Raw genomic sequence first — 14,503 nt, forward strand, 5'->3', positions numbered from 1 at the left:
GCGTGAGGCCCGAGGGGTACTCGGACGGCTTCGGGTAGCCGGAGCCGTACAGCGCGGCGCTCTCGCCGGTGCCGCGGCCCAGGGCCGCGCTCGCGCACGCGTCCGGGCAGCACAACGGCGCCATCGCGTTTCAGGTCCACGATGGCGCCGTTGTGTGGGGGAAGCGCCTGAGCGACTTGTTACGACGGGGGAATCGCTCAGGCACTGCGGGGGGTGGCTGTATGGGGTTGTGGTCCTACGAGCTCGTGGTCACGCCGATCAAGATTAACAAAAATCATGTCATACCTGATGCAGCATCGGACCCGCTGCGGAGCACCACGGGGGCGGCGCAGACAACGGTACGCACGGACGTCGTCGTCCTCCTCGCGCACGACGAGCACGGGCTCTCCGAGCAGGGTGACCCGGACCGAGTCCCCGCGCCGCGGAATCGCGGAGACGAGGTCGACCACGTGCCATCCGGACCGGTAGGCCGCGGCCATCTCGCGCCGAAGACTCCTGTCGTCCGCGGGCGTCGTCATGCGCCGAAGACCGCCTGCTGCCCCGCGGCTGCCGCGGGCCAGCTGATGTCTCCCTGGCTCGCGGCCGGGGTGGCGCCGTGAGCCGCCGCGGGCCAGCTGATGTCAGCCGGGCTGACCGCGGGGGCGGCAGCGGGCCAGCTGATGTCGGCGGGCTCCACGGGCCAGCTGATGTCCGCGGGTGCGAGGGGCCAGCTGATGTCGGCCGGACGCACCTGCGGGGTGCCCGCGTGCGAAGCGGGCCAACTGAGGTCCGCGGCGACGGCCTCATGACTGCCGGGGCCGGCCCCCACCGACGTGCTGTGCACGGACTCCGGAGAGTTCCCGGACCCGACGCCCGAGGCAACGACAGTTGCGAACGCCAACGGGATCGCGAACGCCGCGGCAAGCGTCGAGCGAAGCAATCTCTTCTTCATCGCCAGCTTCGTCCTCACTTGATGGAATCTCTCCCCCGTCAAAAACGACAATGGCTCACACCAGGATCTCCGCGCCACAACACCGAGGCATCATGTTCCTGCAGGTTCAGCAACCTGAGGGGTGGATAAATGAGCATGAATGGTACAGACAGGGCGCATCGGCACTCTCTAACCGATCTGTGTGCCGAAGGTAAGCGTCTCTATGCCGCCGCCCTCCAAGCCGGCCGCATCACCAGGCGCGAGGTGGCGAGCGCTCCGTGCCTGATCGACTTCGCCCTTCTCCACCCGGACCCGGACGATCCGGACTGGCTGCGTCCGGTGGCGCCCTCCATAGCCCTCGCCCAGCGCCTGCACCCCCTCGAACGGGAGATACAGGAGCGCAGGCAGCACACCGTCGACCTGACCGAGTCCTTCGACGAGTTCATGGCCATCAGCGCCCAGGCGCCGCCCAGTATCCACGCCATCACCGTGCTCGAAGGCTCCCACCGCATCAACGCCGCCCTCGACGTCGCCACCGCCGCGCTGAAGAAGGAAGTGCTCACCGTCCAGCCCGGCGGCGGCCGCCCGGAACACCTGCTGAGCCAGGCCATCACCCGCAGCAAGCCCCTCATCGACCGGGGCATCAGCATGCGCACGCTCTACCAGCACACCGTGCGCTACAGCCAGAACACCTTCGCCTACATCGACCACCTGGCCGGCGCGAAGATGGAGATAAGAACCCTCGAACAGCTCATCGAGCGGCTGATCATCTGCGACGACGTGGTCGCCTTCATCCCGGCGCGCGACGACGACAGCGCGGCGCTCGAACTGCGCCACCCCGGCCTCGTCGCCTACCTCACCAAGGTCTTCGAGCACCTCTGGCAGCGCGCCACCCCGCTGGTCCAGCCGCTGCCCTCAGGACCGGACTCCGAGGGCGTCACCGAGGTGCAGCGCTCCATCGCCAAACTCCTCGTCGAGGGGCTCGTCGACGAGGCCATCGCGCGGCGCCTCGGCATGAACGTCCGCACCTGCCGCGCCCACATCGCCAAGCTCGCCGCCGCACTCGGCAGCGGCAGCAGGGCACAGCTCGGCTTCCTCATCGCGCGCTCGGGCATCCTGGGCGACGGCCACGAGGGCTGACACCGGCGCACACCGCACCGCCGCCACCCCCCGCACGCCGGAGCAGAACCGGCGCGGGGCGGGACGCCCGCCACGGCGCCCCGCCCCACCTCCCAGACCTGCTGCGCAACCTCCGCGCCCCGGCCGTGTCACTCCGGCCGCTTCGGCCGCCACACGACCAGCGCGCTCGCCTGCCGCACATCCTCGTAGGGCACCAGATCCCGCCGGTACGACGCGTGCACCTGCGCCTCGCGCTGCCGCATCGCCGCCGCCGCGCCGTCCAGCGCGGCCGACAGCTCGGCCACCCGCGACTGGAGCGCGGCTACCTGGTTCTCCAGCTCGATGATCCGCTTGATCCCCGCCAGGTTGATGCCCTCGTCCTGCGACAGCTGCTGCACCTGGCGGAGCAGCTCGATGTCGCGCGCCGAGTAGCGCCTGCCGCGCCCCGCCGTGCGGTCGGGCGAGACGAGCCCGAGGCGGTCGTACTGGCGCAGCGTCTGCGGGTGCAGCCCGGACAGCTGGGCCGCCACCGAGATGACGTAGACCGGGGTCTCCTCCGTCAGCTCGTACGCCCCGCCGAAACCGGCCGGGGCGCGGCGCCTGGCGCCGCCGCCGTCCCTGTCCATGACGTCATGCTCCCTTCGCTGCCTGGAACAACTCCGCCCTCGGGTCCTCACCCGCGGTCGCCTTGCGGTACGCCTCCAGCGCGTCGCGCGCATCGGTCCCGAGGTCCTTCGGCACGGCCACCTCGACCGTGACGAGCAGGTCCCCGCGGGTCCCGTCCTTGCGGACGGCCCCCTTGCCGCGCGCACGCATCGTGCGCCCGGCCGGCGTGCCCGGCGGCAGTTTCAGCGTCACCGGCGGCCCGCCGAGGGTGGGCACCTTCACCTCGCCGCCGAGCGCGGCCTCCGCGAACGTGACGGGCACGGTCACCGTGAGGTTGTCGCCCTTGCGGCCGAACACCGGATGGCTGCCCACATGGACGACCACGTAAAGGTCGCCCGCGGGGCCGCCCCGCTCGCCTGGCGTGCCCTTGCCGCGCAGCCTGATCCGCTGCCCGTCGGAGACGCCCGCGGGGATGCGGACCTGGATGGAGCGCGACGACTTGGCGCGCCCGCTGCCCTTGCACACGTCGCAGGGGTCCTGGGCGATCAGCCCGCGGCCCTTGCAGTCGACGCACGGATCGGTCAGCGAGAACCCGCCGCCGGTGCCGCGCGAGACCTGCCCGGTGCCGACGCAGGTCGGGCAGACGCGGGGCGTGCCGTTCTTGTCGCCGGTGCCGGAACACGCCTTGCAGGGCGCCTGGCTGGACATCCGCAGCGGCACGGTCGCCCCGTCCACCGCCTCGGTGAAGCTCAGCGTCACCTCGGACTCGATGTCCTGGCCGCGCCGCGGCTGCGTGCGCGTGCCGCCACCGCCGCGGTTGAACAGCCCGCCGAACACGTCCCCGAGGCCGCCGCCGAAGCCGCCCTGCGGGGCGCCGCCGCCCTGGGGCCCCCCGCCGAAGAGGTCGCCCAGGTCGAAGTTGAACGTGCCGCCGCCGCCCGCGCCCGGACCCGGGCGGAAGCCGCCGTTCCCGAACAGGCTGCGGGCCTCGTCGTACTCCTTGCGCCGCTTCGGGTCGCCGAGGATGTCGTTCGCCTCGGAGATCTCCTTGAAGCGCTCCTCGGCCTTCGTGTCGCCCTTGTTGGCGTCCGGGTGGAACTCGCGCGCGAGCTTCCGGTACGCCTTCTTGATCTCGGCCTCTGTGGCGTCCTTGGGGACGCCGAGGACCTTGTAGTAGTCCTTCTCGACGAAGTCCTTGGTGCTCACTCCCGACGTCCCTCCTCCCGAACCGGATACCGGCCGCCGCCGGCCGGTGCCGCCGCCGTGGCGACGGCACCGGCGGCACCGGCCGTCATGTCAGCCCTCGTCCGGGCCACCGTTCTCCTTCGCGGGCTTCCCGTCCTCGGCCGAGGACCCGGAGCCCTCGCCCGCCGCGTCCTCGTCGGACGCCTTGGGCTGCGCCCCCGGCTGGGGCTCGGCCACGGCGACCCGGGCGGGCCTGATCGTCCGCTCGCCGAACCGATACCCGGGCTGGAGGATCGCCACGCAGGTCGTCTCGGTGACGTCCGGCGCGTACGAGTGCATCAGGGCCTCGTGGATCGTCGGGTCGAAGGGCTCGCCCTCCTCGCCGAACTGCTGGAGGCCCAGCTTGGCGGCGACCGACTCCAGTGACTCGCCCACCGACTTGAAGCCGCCGACCAGCTCGTCGTGCTCCCGCGCCCTGCCGATGTCGTCGAGCACCGGAAGCAGCTCGGTGAGCAGGTTCGCCACGGCGATCTCGCGCACGGTCACCCGGTCGCGCTCCACCCGCCTGCGGTAGTTCTGGTACTCCGCCTGAAGGCGCTGGAGGTCCGCGGTCCGCTCACCGAGAGCGGTGCGCACCTGGTCCAGCTGCGCCGTCAGCGCGGTCTTCTCGTGTACGTCCCCGGCCTGGGCGGCCGGGCCGGACTCCGCTGCGGAGCCCGGCCCCGCGCCCTTCGGCGCGTCCTCGGGGTCGGCGCCGGAGGGGACGTCGGGCTCCTCCTCGAAGCCCGGGGTCTCCTCCGTCACGCGGCACCACCCTTGCTGTCACGCTCGTCGTCGACGATCTCGGCGTCCACGACGTCGTCCTGGCCGTCCGCCGCCTGCTCGGCGCCGGGGGCACCGGCAGCACCCGCGGCAGCGGCGTCGCCCTGCGCGTTCGCGTACATGGCCTGGCCCAGCTTCTGGGAGACCGCGGCGACCTTCTCGGTGGCGGTGCGGATCTCGGCCGTGTCCTCGCCCTTGAGCTTCTCCTTCAGCTCGCCGACGGCGGTCTCGACCTCGGTCTTCACGTCACCGGGGACCTTGTCCTCGTTGTCCTTGAGGAACTTCTCGGTCTGGTAGACGAGCTGCTCGCCCTGGTTGCGGGTCTCGGCGGCCTCGCGGCGCTTGTGGTCCTCGTCCGCGTACTGCTCGGCCTCCTGGCGCATCCGGTCGACCTCGTCCTTCGGCAGCGAGGAGCCGCCGGTGACGGTCATCTTCTGCTCCTTGCCCGTGCCCAGGTCCTTCGCGGTCACGTGCATGATGCCGTTGGCGTCGATGTCGAAGGACACCTCGACCTGCGGGACGCCGCGCGGGGCCGGCGGCAGGCCGCTCAGCTCGAACATCCCGAGCTTCTTGTTGTACGCCGCGATCTCGCGCTCGCCCTGGTAGACCTGGATCTGCACGGACGGCTGGTTGTCCTCGGCCGTCGTGAAGATCTCGGAGCGCTTCGTCGGGATCGTGGTGTTGCGCTCGATCAGCTTGGTCATGATGCCGCCCTTGGTCTCGATGCCGAGGGACAGCGGGGTCACGTCGAGGAGCAGGACGTCCTTGACCTCGCCCTTGAGGACACCGGCCTGGAGCGCGGCGCCGATGGCGACGACCTCGTCCGGGTTGACGCCCTTGTTGGCGTCCTTGCCGCCGGTCAGCTCCTTGACGAGCTCGGCGACGGCCGGCATACGGGTCGAGCCGCCGACGAGGACGACGTGGTCGATCTCGCTGAGCTGGATGCCCGCGTCCTTGATGACGTTGTGGAACGGGACCTTGCAGCGCTCCAGCAGGTCCGAGGTGAGCTGCTGGAACTGGGCGCGCGTGAGCTTCTCGTCCAGGTGCAGCGGGCCCTCGGCGGACGCCGTGATGTAGGGCAGGTTGATCGTGGTCTCCGAGGAGGAGGACAGCTCGATCTTCGCCTTCTCAGCGGCCTCGCGGAGGCGCTGGAGGGCCATCTTGTCCTTCGCCAGGTCCACGCCGTGGGCATTGGAGAACTGCTTGACCAGGTAGTCGACGACGCGCTGGTCCCAGTCGTCACCGCCGAGGTGGTTGTCGCCGTTGGTGGCCTTCACCTCGACGACGCCGTCGCCGATCTCCAGCAGCGAGACGTCGAACGTGCCGCCGCCGAGGTCGAAGACCAGGATGGTCTGGTCGTCCTTCTCCAGCCCGTACGCGAGGGCGGCGGCCGTCGGCTCGTTGACGATGCGCAGGACGTTGAGGCCCGCGATCTCGCCGGCCTCCTTCGTCGCCTGGCGCTCGGAGTCGTTGAAGTAGGCCGGGACGGTGATCACCGCGTCGGCGACCTTCTCGCCCAGGTACGCCTCGGCGTCCCGCTTCAGCTTCTGCAGCACGAAGGCCGAGATCTGCTGCGGGTTGAAGTCCTTGTTGTCGAGGTTGATCTTCCAGTCGGTGCCCATGTGGCGCTTGACCGACCGGATGGTCCTGTCGACGTTGGTGACCGCCTGGCGCTTCGCGACCTCGCCGACGAGCACTTCGCCGTTCTTGGCGAAGGCGACGACGGACGGCGTGGTCCTGGCGCCCTCGGCGTTGGTGATGACGGTGGGCTCGCCGCCTTCGAGAACGCTGACGACGGAGTTAGTCGTGCCCAGGTCGATGCCGACCGCACGTGCCATTTCAATTCCTCCAGCTGACTTGAGTGCAACAGGCTCAAGGATGCAACACGAATCCCGAGGAGTCAACAGACCTGAGTCGATCGGACTCAACTATTGTGCGGTCGCCTCCGGAGACCCGCCGCCGAGCTGCGGGAACGGCACACCGCCGACCCCGCAGCGAGCGCCGACACACGCCCCGGCTCCGCCTCCGGCCCGACTCCCGGAGGGCACGGCAACACCAGCAACCCCGCAGAATCCCGCAGAATCCGGCAAAGAGGAACGAACATAATTTTTCAGACAGCATCCCCGAGAGCCCCCAGAGCCCCAGAGCCCCGAGAGACCAGAGCCCCCAAAGAACGGACGGCCGCCCATGCGGTTCACCCGGCGCCCCGGCCCCCCGACCGCCCCCGCCGACCGGCAAAGGGCGCCCGCGCGAAGACCGGCCGGCGCCGCCCTCCTCCTGGTGGAACGCCTGCCCGGGCCCAAACGTGCCCTCGACGCCCTCCTGGGCGCGGCCCTGCTCGTGCTCGCCGCGCCCCTGCTCGCCGCGGCGGCCGCCGCGCTCGCCCTGCGCGAGGGCCGCGTCCTCGTCCGGCAGGACGTCGCCGGACGTGGCGGACTGCCCTTCACCCTGCGCTCCCTGAACACCCGTCACCTCCGGCTCGACCTGCTGTCCCGGCTGCCCGAGGTGGTGCGCGGCCGGCTGTCGCTCGTCGGCCCCGCGCCGCTGCCCGTGGGCCACCCGCGCACCCGCGCCGCCTGGCGGGGCACCGTACGGCCGGGCCTTACGGGGCCCGCACAGCTGCGGCGCGGCTCGCGGATGCCCTGGGACGAGCCTGCGCTGCTCGACCAGGCGTACGTCGAGGACCACTGGCTCGGCGGCGACCTGGCGCTGCTCGCCCGCTCCTGCGCCGCCCTGGCCGGGGCCCTGCGCCCCGCCCGCGCGGCCCGGCGGCCGGGTTCGCTTGTGGTGCGCGGACATGTCACGGTGAGCGACACAGATCACCGGCGGCAGCGCTACATTGCAGCCCCATAAGTGGGTACGCTCAGTCGGAACAGATTAAGTTACCGCTTAGTACGGCCGCGCCGAGCGGTCGCAGCGCGCGGAAAGCCCGCGAAACCTCCCCACCTCGCAGGCCCGAGGAGCCCTCCATGCAACTCGCCGCGATCATCGTGTCGCTGGTGCTCGCCGTCGTCGGTGTGGCGCTGTTCTGCCGCGCCGTCGCGCAGATCGTCGCCTACCTGCGGCTCGGCCAGTCCGTCCCCGCCGGCACGCGCACCGACGAACCCGGCGCCCGCACCCTGACCGTGGCGAGAGAGTTCCTCGGCCACACCCGGATGAACCGGTGGGGCGTCATCGGCGTGGCCCACTGGTTCGTCGCCGTCGGCTTCTTCTCGCTGATCCTCACCCTGGTCAACGCCTTCGGCCAGCTGTTCCGCGCGGACTGGCTGCTCCCGGTCATCGGCGACTGGGCGCCGTACGAGATCTTCGTCGACCTCATCGGCGTGCTGACCACCCTCGGCATCCTGGTGCTCATCGTCATCAGGCAGCTCTCCAAGCCGGGCCGCGCGGAGCGCAAGTCCCGCTTCGCGGGCTCCAACTTCGGCCAGGCGTACTTCGTCGAGGCCGTCATCCTCATCATCGGCCTGTGCATCCTGGCGCTGCGCGGCCTGGAGGGCTCGCTGCACCACGAGGAGTCGTACACCGTCTCGTACCTCCTCTCGTACCCGCTGGTCGCCGCCTTCCGCGGGCTGGGCACCGGCACCCAGCAGAACCTCGTCTACCTGTTCGCGATGATCAAGCTCGGCGCCTCGTTCATCTGGATGATCACCGTGGCGCTCAAGACCGACATGGGCGTCGCCTGGCACCGCTTCCTCGCCTTCCCGAACATCTGGTTCAAGCGGCGCGCGGACGGCGCGACCGCGCTCGGCGAGCTCCAGCCGATGGCCAGCGGGGGCAAGGTCATCGACTTCGAGACGGTCTTCGACGAAGACGAAGGGGAGGCTGAGGACGCCGCGGAGACCGTCTTCGGCGTCTCGCAGGTCGAGCACTTCTCCTGGAAGGGCCTCCTCGACTTCTCCACCTGCACCGAGTGCGGGCGCTGCCAGTCGCAGTGCCCCGCCTGGAACACCGGCAAGCCCCTCTCGCCGAAGCTCCTGATCATGTCGCTGCGCGACCACGCGCACGCCAAGGCGCCCTACCTCCTCGCGGGCGGCGGCAAGGACGCGGAGGGCGCCGAGAAGGCCACCCCGGAGCAGCTGGCCGGGGTGCCCGCGGAGGCGCTCGCCGAGGCCGAGCGGCCGCTGATCGGGACGCTCGAAGAGGGCGGCGTCATCGACCCGGACGTGCTGTGGTCCTGCACCACCTGCGGCGCCTGCGTCGAGCAGTGCCCCGTCGACATCGAGCACGTCGACCACATCGTCGACATGCGCCGCTACCAGGTGATGATCGAGAGCGCGTTCCCGAGCGAGGCGGGCACGATGCTGAAGAACCTGGAGAAGCGCGGCAACCCGTGGGGCCTCGCGAAGAAGCAGCGCCTTGAGTGGATCAAGGAAGTGGACTTCGACGTCCCGGTCGTCGGCAAGGACATCGAGGACCTCTCCGAGGTCGACTACCTCTACTGGGTCGGCTGCGCGGGCGCCCTGGAGGACCGCGCCAAGAAGACCACCAAGGCCTTCGCCGAGCTGCTGCACATCGCGGGCGTGAAGTTCGCGATCATGGGCGGCGACGAGAAGTGCACCGGCGACTCCGCACGCCGCCTCGGCAACGAGCCGCTGTTCCAGCAGCTCGGCCAGGAGAACGTGGCGATGCTGAACATGGCGTTCGGCGAGCCGGACGCCGACGAAGCCGACGCCGCGGCCGGTGCGGCCGACGGTGACGACGCCGCAGGCGCCGCGGCGGCCGGGAGGAAACCCCGGTCGGCCAAGAGGATCGTCGCGACCTGCCCGCACTGCTTCAACACCATCGCCAACGAGTACCCGCAGCTCGGCGGCGAGTACGAGGTCATCCACCACACCCAGCTGCTCCAGCACCTGGTGGACGAGGGCAGGCTCACCCCCGTCACGCCGGTCGAGGGCCTGATCACGTACCACGACCCCTGCTACCTGGGCCGCCACAACAAGGTCTACACGCCGCCGCGCGAGATCATCGCCAAGGTGCCGGGGCTGCGCAACGAGGAGATGCACCGCCACAAGGAGCGCGGCTTCTGCTGCGGCGCGGGCGGCGCGCGCATGTGGATGGAGGAGCGCATCGGCAAGCGCATCAACAACGAGCGCGTCGACGAGGCGCTCTCGCTCGACCCGGACATCGTCTCGACGGCCTGCCCGTTCTGCCTCGTCATGCTGACCGACTCGGTCAACGGCAAGAAGGGCGACGGCAAGGCGAAGGAGTCGCTCCAGGTCGTGGACGTGGCGCAGCTGCTGCTCGACTCGGTGAAGACCCCCGCCGACCCGGCGGGAACGCCCGAGGCCGCCGACGCGCCGGAGCCCGAGCCGGTGAAGTAGCCCCCTGACGGACAGTGAGGGCCCGGGGCGCTGCGCCCCGGGCCCTCATGCGTGCGGGCGCGCCCGCGTCACTTCCGTACGGGTTCGAGCACCCACATGGCCGAGCTGTTGTTGCTGACCCGCACCACCGAGCCCTGCACCGCGAGCCGCCCGGCGGGCGGGTACGCGTGCGCGATCGTCGCGGGCCCGTCGGCCCACCCCTCGATCCGCCACCGGTCCGCGGGGTCGGCAGCGGCGGACGCCCCGGCCTGCGACGGGGACGCGGACGCCCCCGCCTGCGAGGGGCCGGCGGCGGTCGGCGCGCCCGGCGCCGCCGAGGGGCTCGGCGCCGCGGCGGGCGACGCGGACGCGGTGGGCGTGCCCACGGGCGCCGGCAGCGTGACGGGCGTCGCGGGCGAGGCCGGCGCCCCGGGCGCGGCGTCGCAGGCATCCATCCGGACGGCGGCCGGATAGGCGGTCGTCGCGGGCAGCGCGAGGCAGCGCCGCTCCGTGCCCGCCTGGAGGAACTGCACCGTGCCGTCGCCGTGGTTGCGCACGGTCCACACGGTGCCCTCGGATCCGCAGGTGGCGAGCCGCGCACCGGCGAGGCACCGGCCGGTGGCGGCTTCCTTCACGTAGTACGTACCGTCCTCGGCCGTGCCGCCCTGGGCGGCGGCGGGCACGGCGGAGGCGGTCAGGAGCAGGAGCGGCGCGGCCAGCGCGGAGGCGACGGCGGGCCGTACGGACGACGACATGGGACCTCCAGGTTGCGGGGAACGGATACACCAGGGACCCAACGTATGCGAACGCTCACCCAGCGCGACGCACGGCGGCGCGGGGCGTCAGGGAAACCCCCTGGGGGATGTCACAGGACGGACGCAATGACGTGCCCGTCCGCCGCCCTCGGCCGCCGGGCCCGCCGCGAGCGGGTACGTTCGGGAGCGTGGCTGGATTCAGGAACGGACGCGGCCGGGACAACCGCGACCCGCGACAGCAACCGCAGAACCCGCACGTGCGGCAGCAGCAGGCGCAGTGGCCGCCGGCGGGCGCACCGGCGGCTCAGGGGCCGTACAGCGGCGAGCCGGAGTACTTCGGGGAGCCGCCGCAGCACCCGCAGCAGCACCCGTATTACGCGCCGCCGCAGAACGCCGCGCCCCACCCGTACCAGCAGCGGCCGCAGGGCGACCCGTACCACCCGCAGGGCCCCGCGGGCGGCGGCATCCCCTCGGCCGACCCGCACCCCGACGCGAACAACCCCGGCTTCACCCAGGCGTTCCGCGTCGACGACCCGTACGGCGACGGCGCGACCTACCGCGCGGGGGCCGCGCCCGCGCCCAGCGGCCCGCGGCTGCCCTGGCGCGAGCTGCTCGCCGGGATCGTGCTGCGGCCCGCGCAGACGTTCCTCCAGATGCGCGACTACCCCGTCTGGGGCCCCGCGCTGGTCGTCACGCTGATCTACGGCATGCTCGCGCTGTTCGGCTTCGACGACGCCAGGGACGACGTCATAGGCTCCACGCTGTCGACGGCGGTCCCGTACGTGCTGATCACGGGCGTCGCGTTCGTGATCGGCGGGCTCATCCTCGGCGCGGTCACCCACACCCTCGCCCGCCAGCTCGGCGGCGACGGCTCCTGGCAGCCCACGGTCGGCCTCTCCATGCTGATCATGTCGCTGACCGACGCGCCCCGCCTGGTCTTCGCGGCCTTCCTCGGCGGCGACAACGGCTTCGTGCAGGTGCTCGGCTGGCTCACCTGGCTCGCCGCCGGCTTCCTGATGACGTCGATGGTGCGCAAGTCCCACGACCTCCCCTGGCCGAAGGCGCTCGGCGCCTGTGCGATCGAGCTGCTCGCGCTGCTCTCGCTGGTGAAGCTGGGGACGTTCTGAGGACCTGAGGCAGGTGCTGGACGCCTGAGGCCCCCGGCGTGCCAGGGGCCTCCAGGCGTTCCAGGGGCTCCAGGGGCTCCAGGGAGCCTCAGGCGTCGAGCACCTGCCCGGAGCGCCGCACCACGGGCGGCTGAACGCTCCACGGGAAATTGATCCACTGGTCGGTGCGCTTCCACACGTACTCGCACTTCACCAGCGACTGCGACTTCTCGTAGATGACGGCGCTGCGGACCTCGGCGACGTGCTCCACGCAGAAGTCGCGCACCAGCTTCAGCGTCTTGCCGCTGTCGGCGACGTCGTCGGCGATCAGGACGCGCTTGTTGCCGAAGTCCACGACGTTCGGCACGGGCGCCAGCATGACGGGCATCGCGAGGGTGGTCCCCACGCCCGTGTAGAACTCCACGTTGACCAGGTGGATGTTCTTGCAGTCCAGCGCGTACGCGAGGCCACCGGCGACGAAGACGCCGCCGCGGGCGATGCTGAGGACTATGTCGGGCTCGTACCCGTCGTCGGCGACGCTCTGCGCCAGCTCCCGCACGGCCACACCGAACTGCTCGTACGACAGTTCCTCACGCGACGCACTCACAACCGCTCCCGCCTCGGACAGCGGACCGTCAGACATCGGTCCGGTGGAAATTCAGATAGGACCGCGAGGCCGTCGGCCCCCGCTGCCCCTGGTAGCGCGACCCGGCGCGCTTCGACCCGTAGGGGAACTCGGCGGGCGAGCTCAGCCGGAACAGGCACAGCTGCCCGATCTTCATGCCGGGCCAGAGCTTGATGGGCAGCGTCGCCATGTTCGACAGCTCAAGCGTGACGTGCCCGGAGAACCCCGGGTCGATGAACCCGGCCGTCGAGTGCGTCACCAGCCCGAGCCGCCCCAGGCTCGACTTGCCCTCCAGCCGAGAGGCGATGCCGTCGGGCAGGGAGATCACCTCGTACGTCGAGGCGAGCACGAACTCCCCCGGGTGCAGGATGAACGCGTCGTCGCCCTCCGGCTCCACGAGCCGGGTGAGCCCCGACTGCTCCACGGCGGGGTCGATGTGCGGGTACAGGTGGTTCTCGAAGACCCGGAAATACCGGTCGAGCCGCACGTCGATGCTGGAGGGCTGCACCATCGAGGGGTCGTACGGTTCGATGCGGACGCTGCCGGAATCGAGCTCGGCGCGGATGTCCTTGTCGGAGAGAAGCACGCCCCGAGGATACGCAGAGTGCGCGGGCCGCCAGGAACCGGCCGCCCCGCGCACCCGCGGACGCCGGCTCCCGGCGGCGGGCGCGTGGACCCGTGAGGCGGCCGGGGGCGCCCCCGGCCGCCTCGCGAGCGCACCGGGGGTCGAGAGCCGGACGCGACCGTGCGGAGACGGCCTAGCGCTGCTGCTGATGCCCCAGGGCCACCGGCACCGCACTGCGCAGCCGCGCGCACCGGGGACACCGGATGAGCCGGCCGGGACCGATCCTCCCGGCGTCGAGATGCTGCATCGGGAACGACGCCGTGCTGAACACATGGCCTTCGGCACAGCGGACGAGGGTGCGCTCCATCAAATCCATCAGGTCCCTTCCCCAGAACGCGGACGAACGCCACATTAGGGGATGACCAGGACAACACCGCGCCGCCGCTCCGGCACCCACGCTACGCCCCCAACTCCCGCCCACCACACCCGCGTCCACCCGCCACGCAGCGACCCCGCGCCACCCCACAGCGGATGGGGTACAGTACAGACGACACGACGCCGAGGCCCGCCACGGACCATCGGCGCCCATCATGCGGGTGTAGTTTAATGGTAGAACATGAGCTTCCCAAGCTCAGAGCGCGAGTTCGATTCTCGTCACCCGCTCCAAAGAAAAGCCCCAGGCCGGCGGCCCGGGGCTTTCGTGTTGTCTAGACCTCTCTAAGCGTCGCGTGCCAGATCCGTGCCAGGTTGGCCGCCCTGCTTCTCCCGTGCAGCTTTTCGCTGCCGCTGCACCAGCTCGTCCAGCCCGGCCGCAACTTCCTGCTGCCGCTCCATGTCCGAATGCTGATACATGAGCGCGGCCCGCTCAGAGGACTGCCCGGCGCGAACCATCGTGTCCTTCAGGGTGGCGCCCGAACGAGTGGCCAGGGTGTGCCCTGTGTGCCGCAGGTCGTAGAAGCGGAATGTGTCCGGCAGGCCGACCGCAGTCCGCGCCGGTCCATCCCCGCGGGTGCGGGGAGCAGGCTCAGTGACCTGCGGGTTTTCTGGAGGGGTGAGCTGTTTTGAACCAACTGCAGAGGAAGCGACATTTAGGGCATAGTGTCGGCGGGTACGCCTGCCCAACTCCGCATCGCACAGGGGCGCCTCCTCTGGCCGCTCAGCGCTTCTTCGTCTTCCTTTTCTGCTTCGGAGTCCAGTCACCTCGGTGTGTTTGGCAGCGAGAGTAGCCGATCATGGCCGGCCTCTGGCAAGGCTTACCGGTCTTGGTTCTCGTTGATCCACACTTGACTTGATACCCCATGCCTTCTCCTGGATACGGCGGGTCGGGACAGTCCATCGTCACGGAGTGAGACACGGTTACGGCCCGGTGGCTCGAAAAGAGGCGCATTCGCGAGGGCGGCTGTCTCAATTCGATAGGACGCCCCTTCACGGTAGATGGAGAAGGGAATGCAGATGCTGCGTGACTCAATAGCGTTTTCTGTAGATCTTCGAGTCGGACGCGGCGGCGCCG

The 14,503-nt window shown here is 70.7% G+C and carries 14 protein-coding genes, 1 tRNA gene and 1 pseudogene; 5 read left to right on the forward strand and 11 right to left on the reverse strand.

Annotated features, from left to right (window positions below; translation table 11 throughout):
• Window positions 1-197: 197 nt before the first annotated feature.
• Window positions 198-518, reverse strand: a complete 321-nt coding sequence (locus AB0910_RS14620; RefSeq protein ID WP_366744949.1) for a (2Fe-2S)-binding protein — start codon at window positions 516-518, stop codon at window positions 198-200.
• Window positions 515-823 carry a hypothetical protein gene (locus tag AB0910_RS14625; RefSeq protein ID WP_366744950.1) on the reverse strand — a complete coding sequence of 103 codons (309 nt, stop codon included), beginning with the start codon at window positions 821-823 and terminating at the stop codon, window positions 515-517. Before AB0910_RS14625 ends, AB0910_RS14620 begins: the two co-directional genes overlap by 4 nt.
• Before the next feature lie 237 nt (window positions 824-1,060).
• Between AB0910_RS14625 and AB0910_RS14630 the strand changes: the two genes are divergently transcribed.
• Complete coding sequence (locus tag AB0910_RS14630; RefSeq protein WP_366744951.1) at window positions 1,061-2,050, forward strand: helix-turn-helix transcriptional regulator; 990 nt, start codon at window positions 1,061-1,063, stop codon at window positions 2,048-2,050.
• A 128-nt stretch (window positions 2,051-2,178) separates the two neighbouring features.
• Here AB0910_RS14630 and AB0910_RS14635 read toward each other — a convergent pair whose 3' ends face one another.
• The 4 genes from AB0910_RS14635 to dnaK all read right to left on the reverse strand — a co-directional run bounded on the left by AB0910_RS14635 (window position 2,179) and on the right by dnaK (window position 6,480).
• Entirely contained in the window at window positions 2,179-2,655 is a 477-nt protein-coding gene (locus AB0910_RS14635) for a helix-turn-helix domain-containing protein (protein ID WP_366744952.1), read from the reverse strand.
• 4 nt (window positions 2,656-2,659) lie between these two features.
• Window positions 2,660-3,841: a molecular chaperone DnaJ gene (dnaJ, locus tag AB0910_RS14640; RefSeq protein WP_366744953.1), complete on the reverse strand. Its 1,182-nt coding sequence runs from the start codon at window positions 3,839-3,841 to the stop codon at window positions 2,660-2,662.
• 90 nt (window positions 3,842-3,931) lie between these two features.
• Window positions 3,932-4,624, reverse strand: a complete 693-nt coding sequence (gene grpE / locus AB0910_RS14645) for a nucleotide exchange factor GrpE (protein ID WP_366744954.1) — start codon at window positions 4,622-4,624, stop codon at window positions 3,932-3,934.
• The gene (gene dnaK, locus AB0910_RS14650; RefSeq protein ID WP_366744955.1) at window positions 4,621-6,480 is read right to left on the reverse strand and encodes a molecular chaperone DnaK; all 1,860 of its coding nucleotides are present in this window, start codon (window positions 6,478-6,480) and stop codon (window positions 4,621-4,623) included. Before dnaK ends, grpE begins: the two co-directional genes overlap by 4 nt.
• Window positions 6,481-6,922: 442 nt before the next feature.
• Between dnaK and AB0910_RS14655 the strand changes: the two genes are divergently transcribed.
• Both AB0910_RS14655 and AB0910_RS14660 read left to right on the forward strand, forming a co-directional pair.
• Window positions 6,923-7,495 (forward strand): sugar transferase, encoded by a 573-nt coding sequence (locus AB0910_RS14655; RefSeq protein ID WP_366744956.1) that lies wholly within the window; start codon window positions 6,923-6,925, stop codon window positions 7,493-7,495.
• Window positions 7,496-7,611: 116 nt separating this feature from the next.
• Window positions 7,612-9,963: a (Fe-S)-binding protein gene (locus tag AB0910_RS14660; protein ID WP_366744957.1), complete on the forward strand. Its 2,352-nt coding sequence runs from the start codon at window positions 7,612-7,614 to the stop codon at window positions 9,961-9,963.
• A gap of 68 nt (window positions 9,964-10,031) precedes the next feature.
• Here the strand turns inward: AB0910_RS14660 and AB0910_RS14665 are convergent, their stop codons facing one another.
• Window positions 10,032-10,697, reverse strand: a complete 666-nt coding sequence (locus AB0910_RS14665; RefSeq protein ID WP_366744958.1) for a hypothetical protein — start codon at window positions 10,695-10,697, stop codon at window positions 10,032-10,034.
• A 188-nt stretch (window positions 10,698-10,885) separates the two neighbouring features.
• On the opposite strand from AB0910_RS14665, the gene AB0910_RS14670 reads away from it, so the two are divergent.
• On the forward strand, window positions 10,886-11,824 hold the full coding sequence (locus AB0910_RS14670) for a YIP1 family protein (RefSeq protein WP_366744959.1): 939 nt from the start codon (window positions 10,886-10,888) through the stop codon (window positions 11,822-11,824).
• Window positions 11,825-11,912: 88 nt separating this feature from the next.
• On the opposite strand, the gene AB0910_RS14675 is transcribed toward AB0910_RS14670, so the two are convergent.
• The 3 genes from AB0910_RS14675 to AB0910_RS14685 all read right to left on the reverse strand — a co-directional run bounded on the left by AB0910_RS14675 (window position 11,913) and on the right by AB0910_RS14685 (window position 13,369).
• The gene (locus AB0910_RS14675; RefSeq protein ID WP_366744960.1) at window positions 11,913-12,446 is read right to left on the reverse strand and encodes a phosphoribosyltransferase; all 534 of its coding nucleotides are present in this window, start codon (window positions 12,444-12,446) and stop codon (window positions 11,913-11,915) included.
• Window positions 12,439-13,014 (reverse strand): dCTP deaminase, encoded by a 576-nt coding sequence (gene dcd / locus AB0910_RS14680; RefSeq protein WP_366744961.1) that lies wholly within the window; start codon window positions 13,012-13,014, stop codon window positions 12,439-12,441. Before dcd ends, AB0910_RS14675 begins: the two co-directional genes overlap by 8 nt.
• A 172-nt stretch (window positions 13,015-13,186) precedes the next feature.
• Window positions 13,187-13,369 carry a hypothetical protein gene (locus AB0910_RS14685; protein WP_366744962.1) on the reverse strand — a complete coding sequence of 61 codons (183 nt, stop codon included), beginning with the start codon at window positions 13,367-13,369 and terminating at the stop codon, window positions 13,187-13,189.
• A gap of 216 nt (window positions 13,370-13,585) precedes the next feature.
• Between AB0910_RS14685 and AB0910_RS14690 the strand changes: the two genes are divergently transcribed.
• Window positions 13,586-13,659 (forward strand) — tRNA-Gly (locus AB0910_RS14690).
• A gap of 51 nt (window positions 13,660-13,710) precedes the next feature.
• Here AB0910_RS14690 and AB0910_RS14695 read toward each other — a convergent pair.
• A pseudogene (locus AB0910_RS14695) lies at window positions 13,711-13,974 on the reverse strand (site-specific integrase); the annotation flags it as partial.
• Window positions 13,975-14,503 lie beyond the last annotated feature (529 nt).

This window comes from Streptomyces sp. NPDC047002 (genome assembly GCF_040704505.1).
GTDB lineage: Bacteria > Actinomycetota > Actinomycetes > Streptomycetales > Streptomycetaceae > Streptomyces.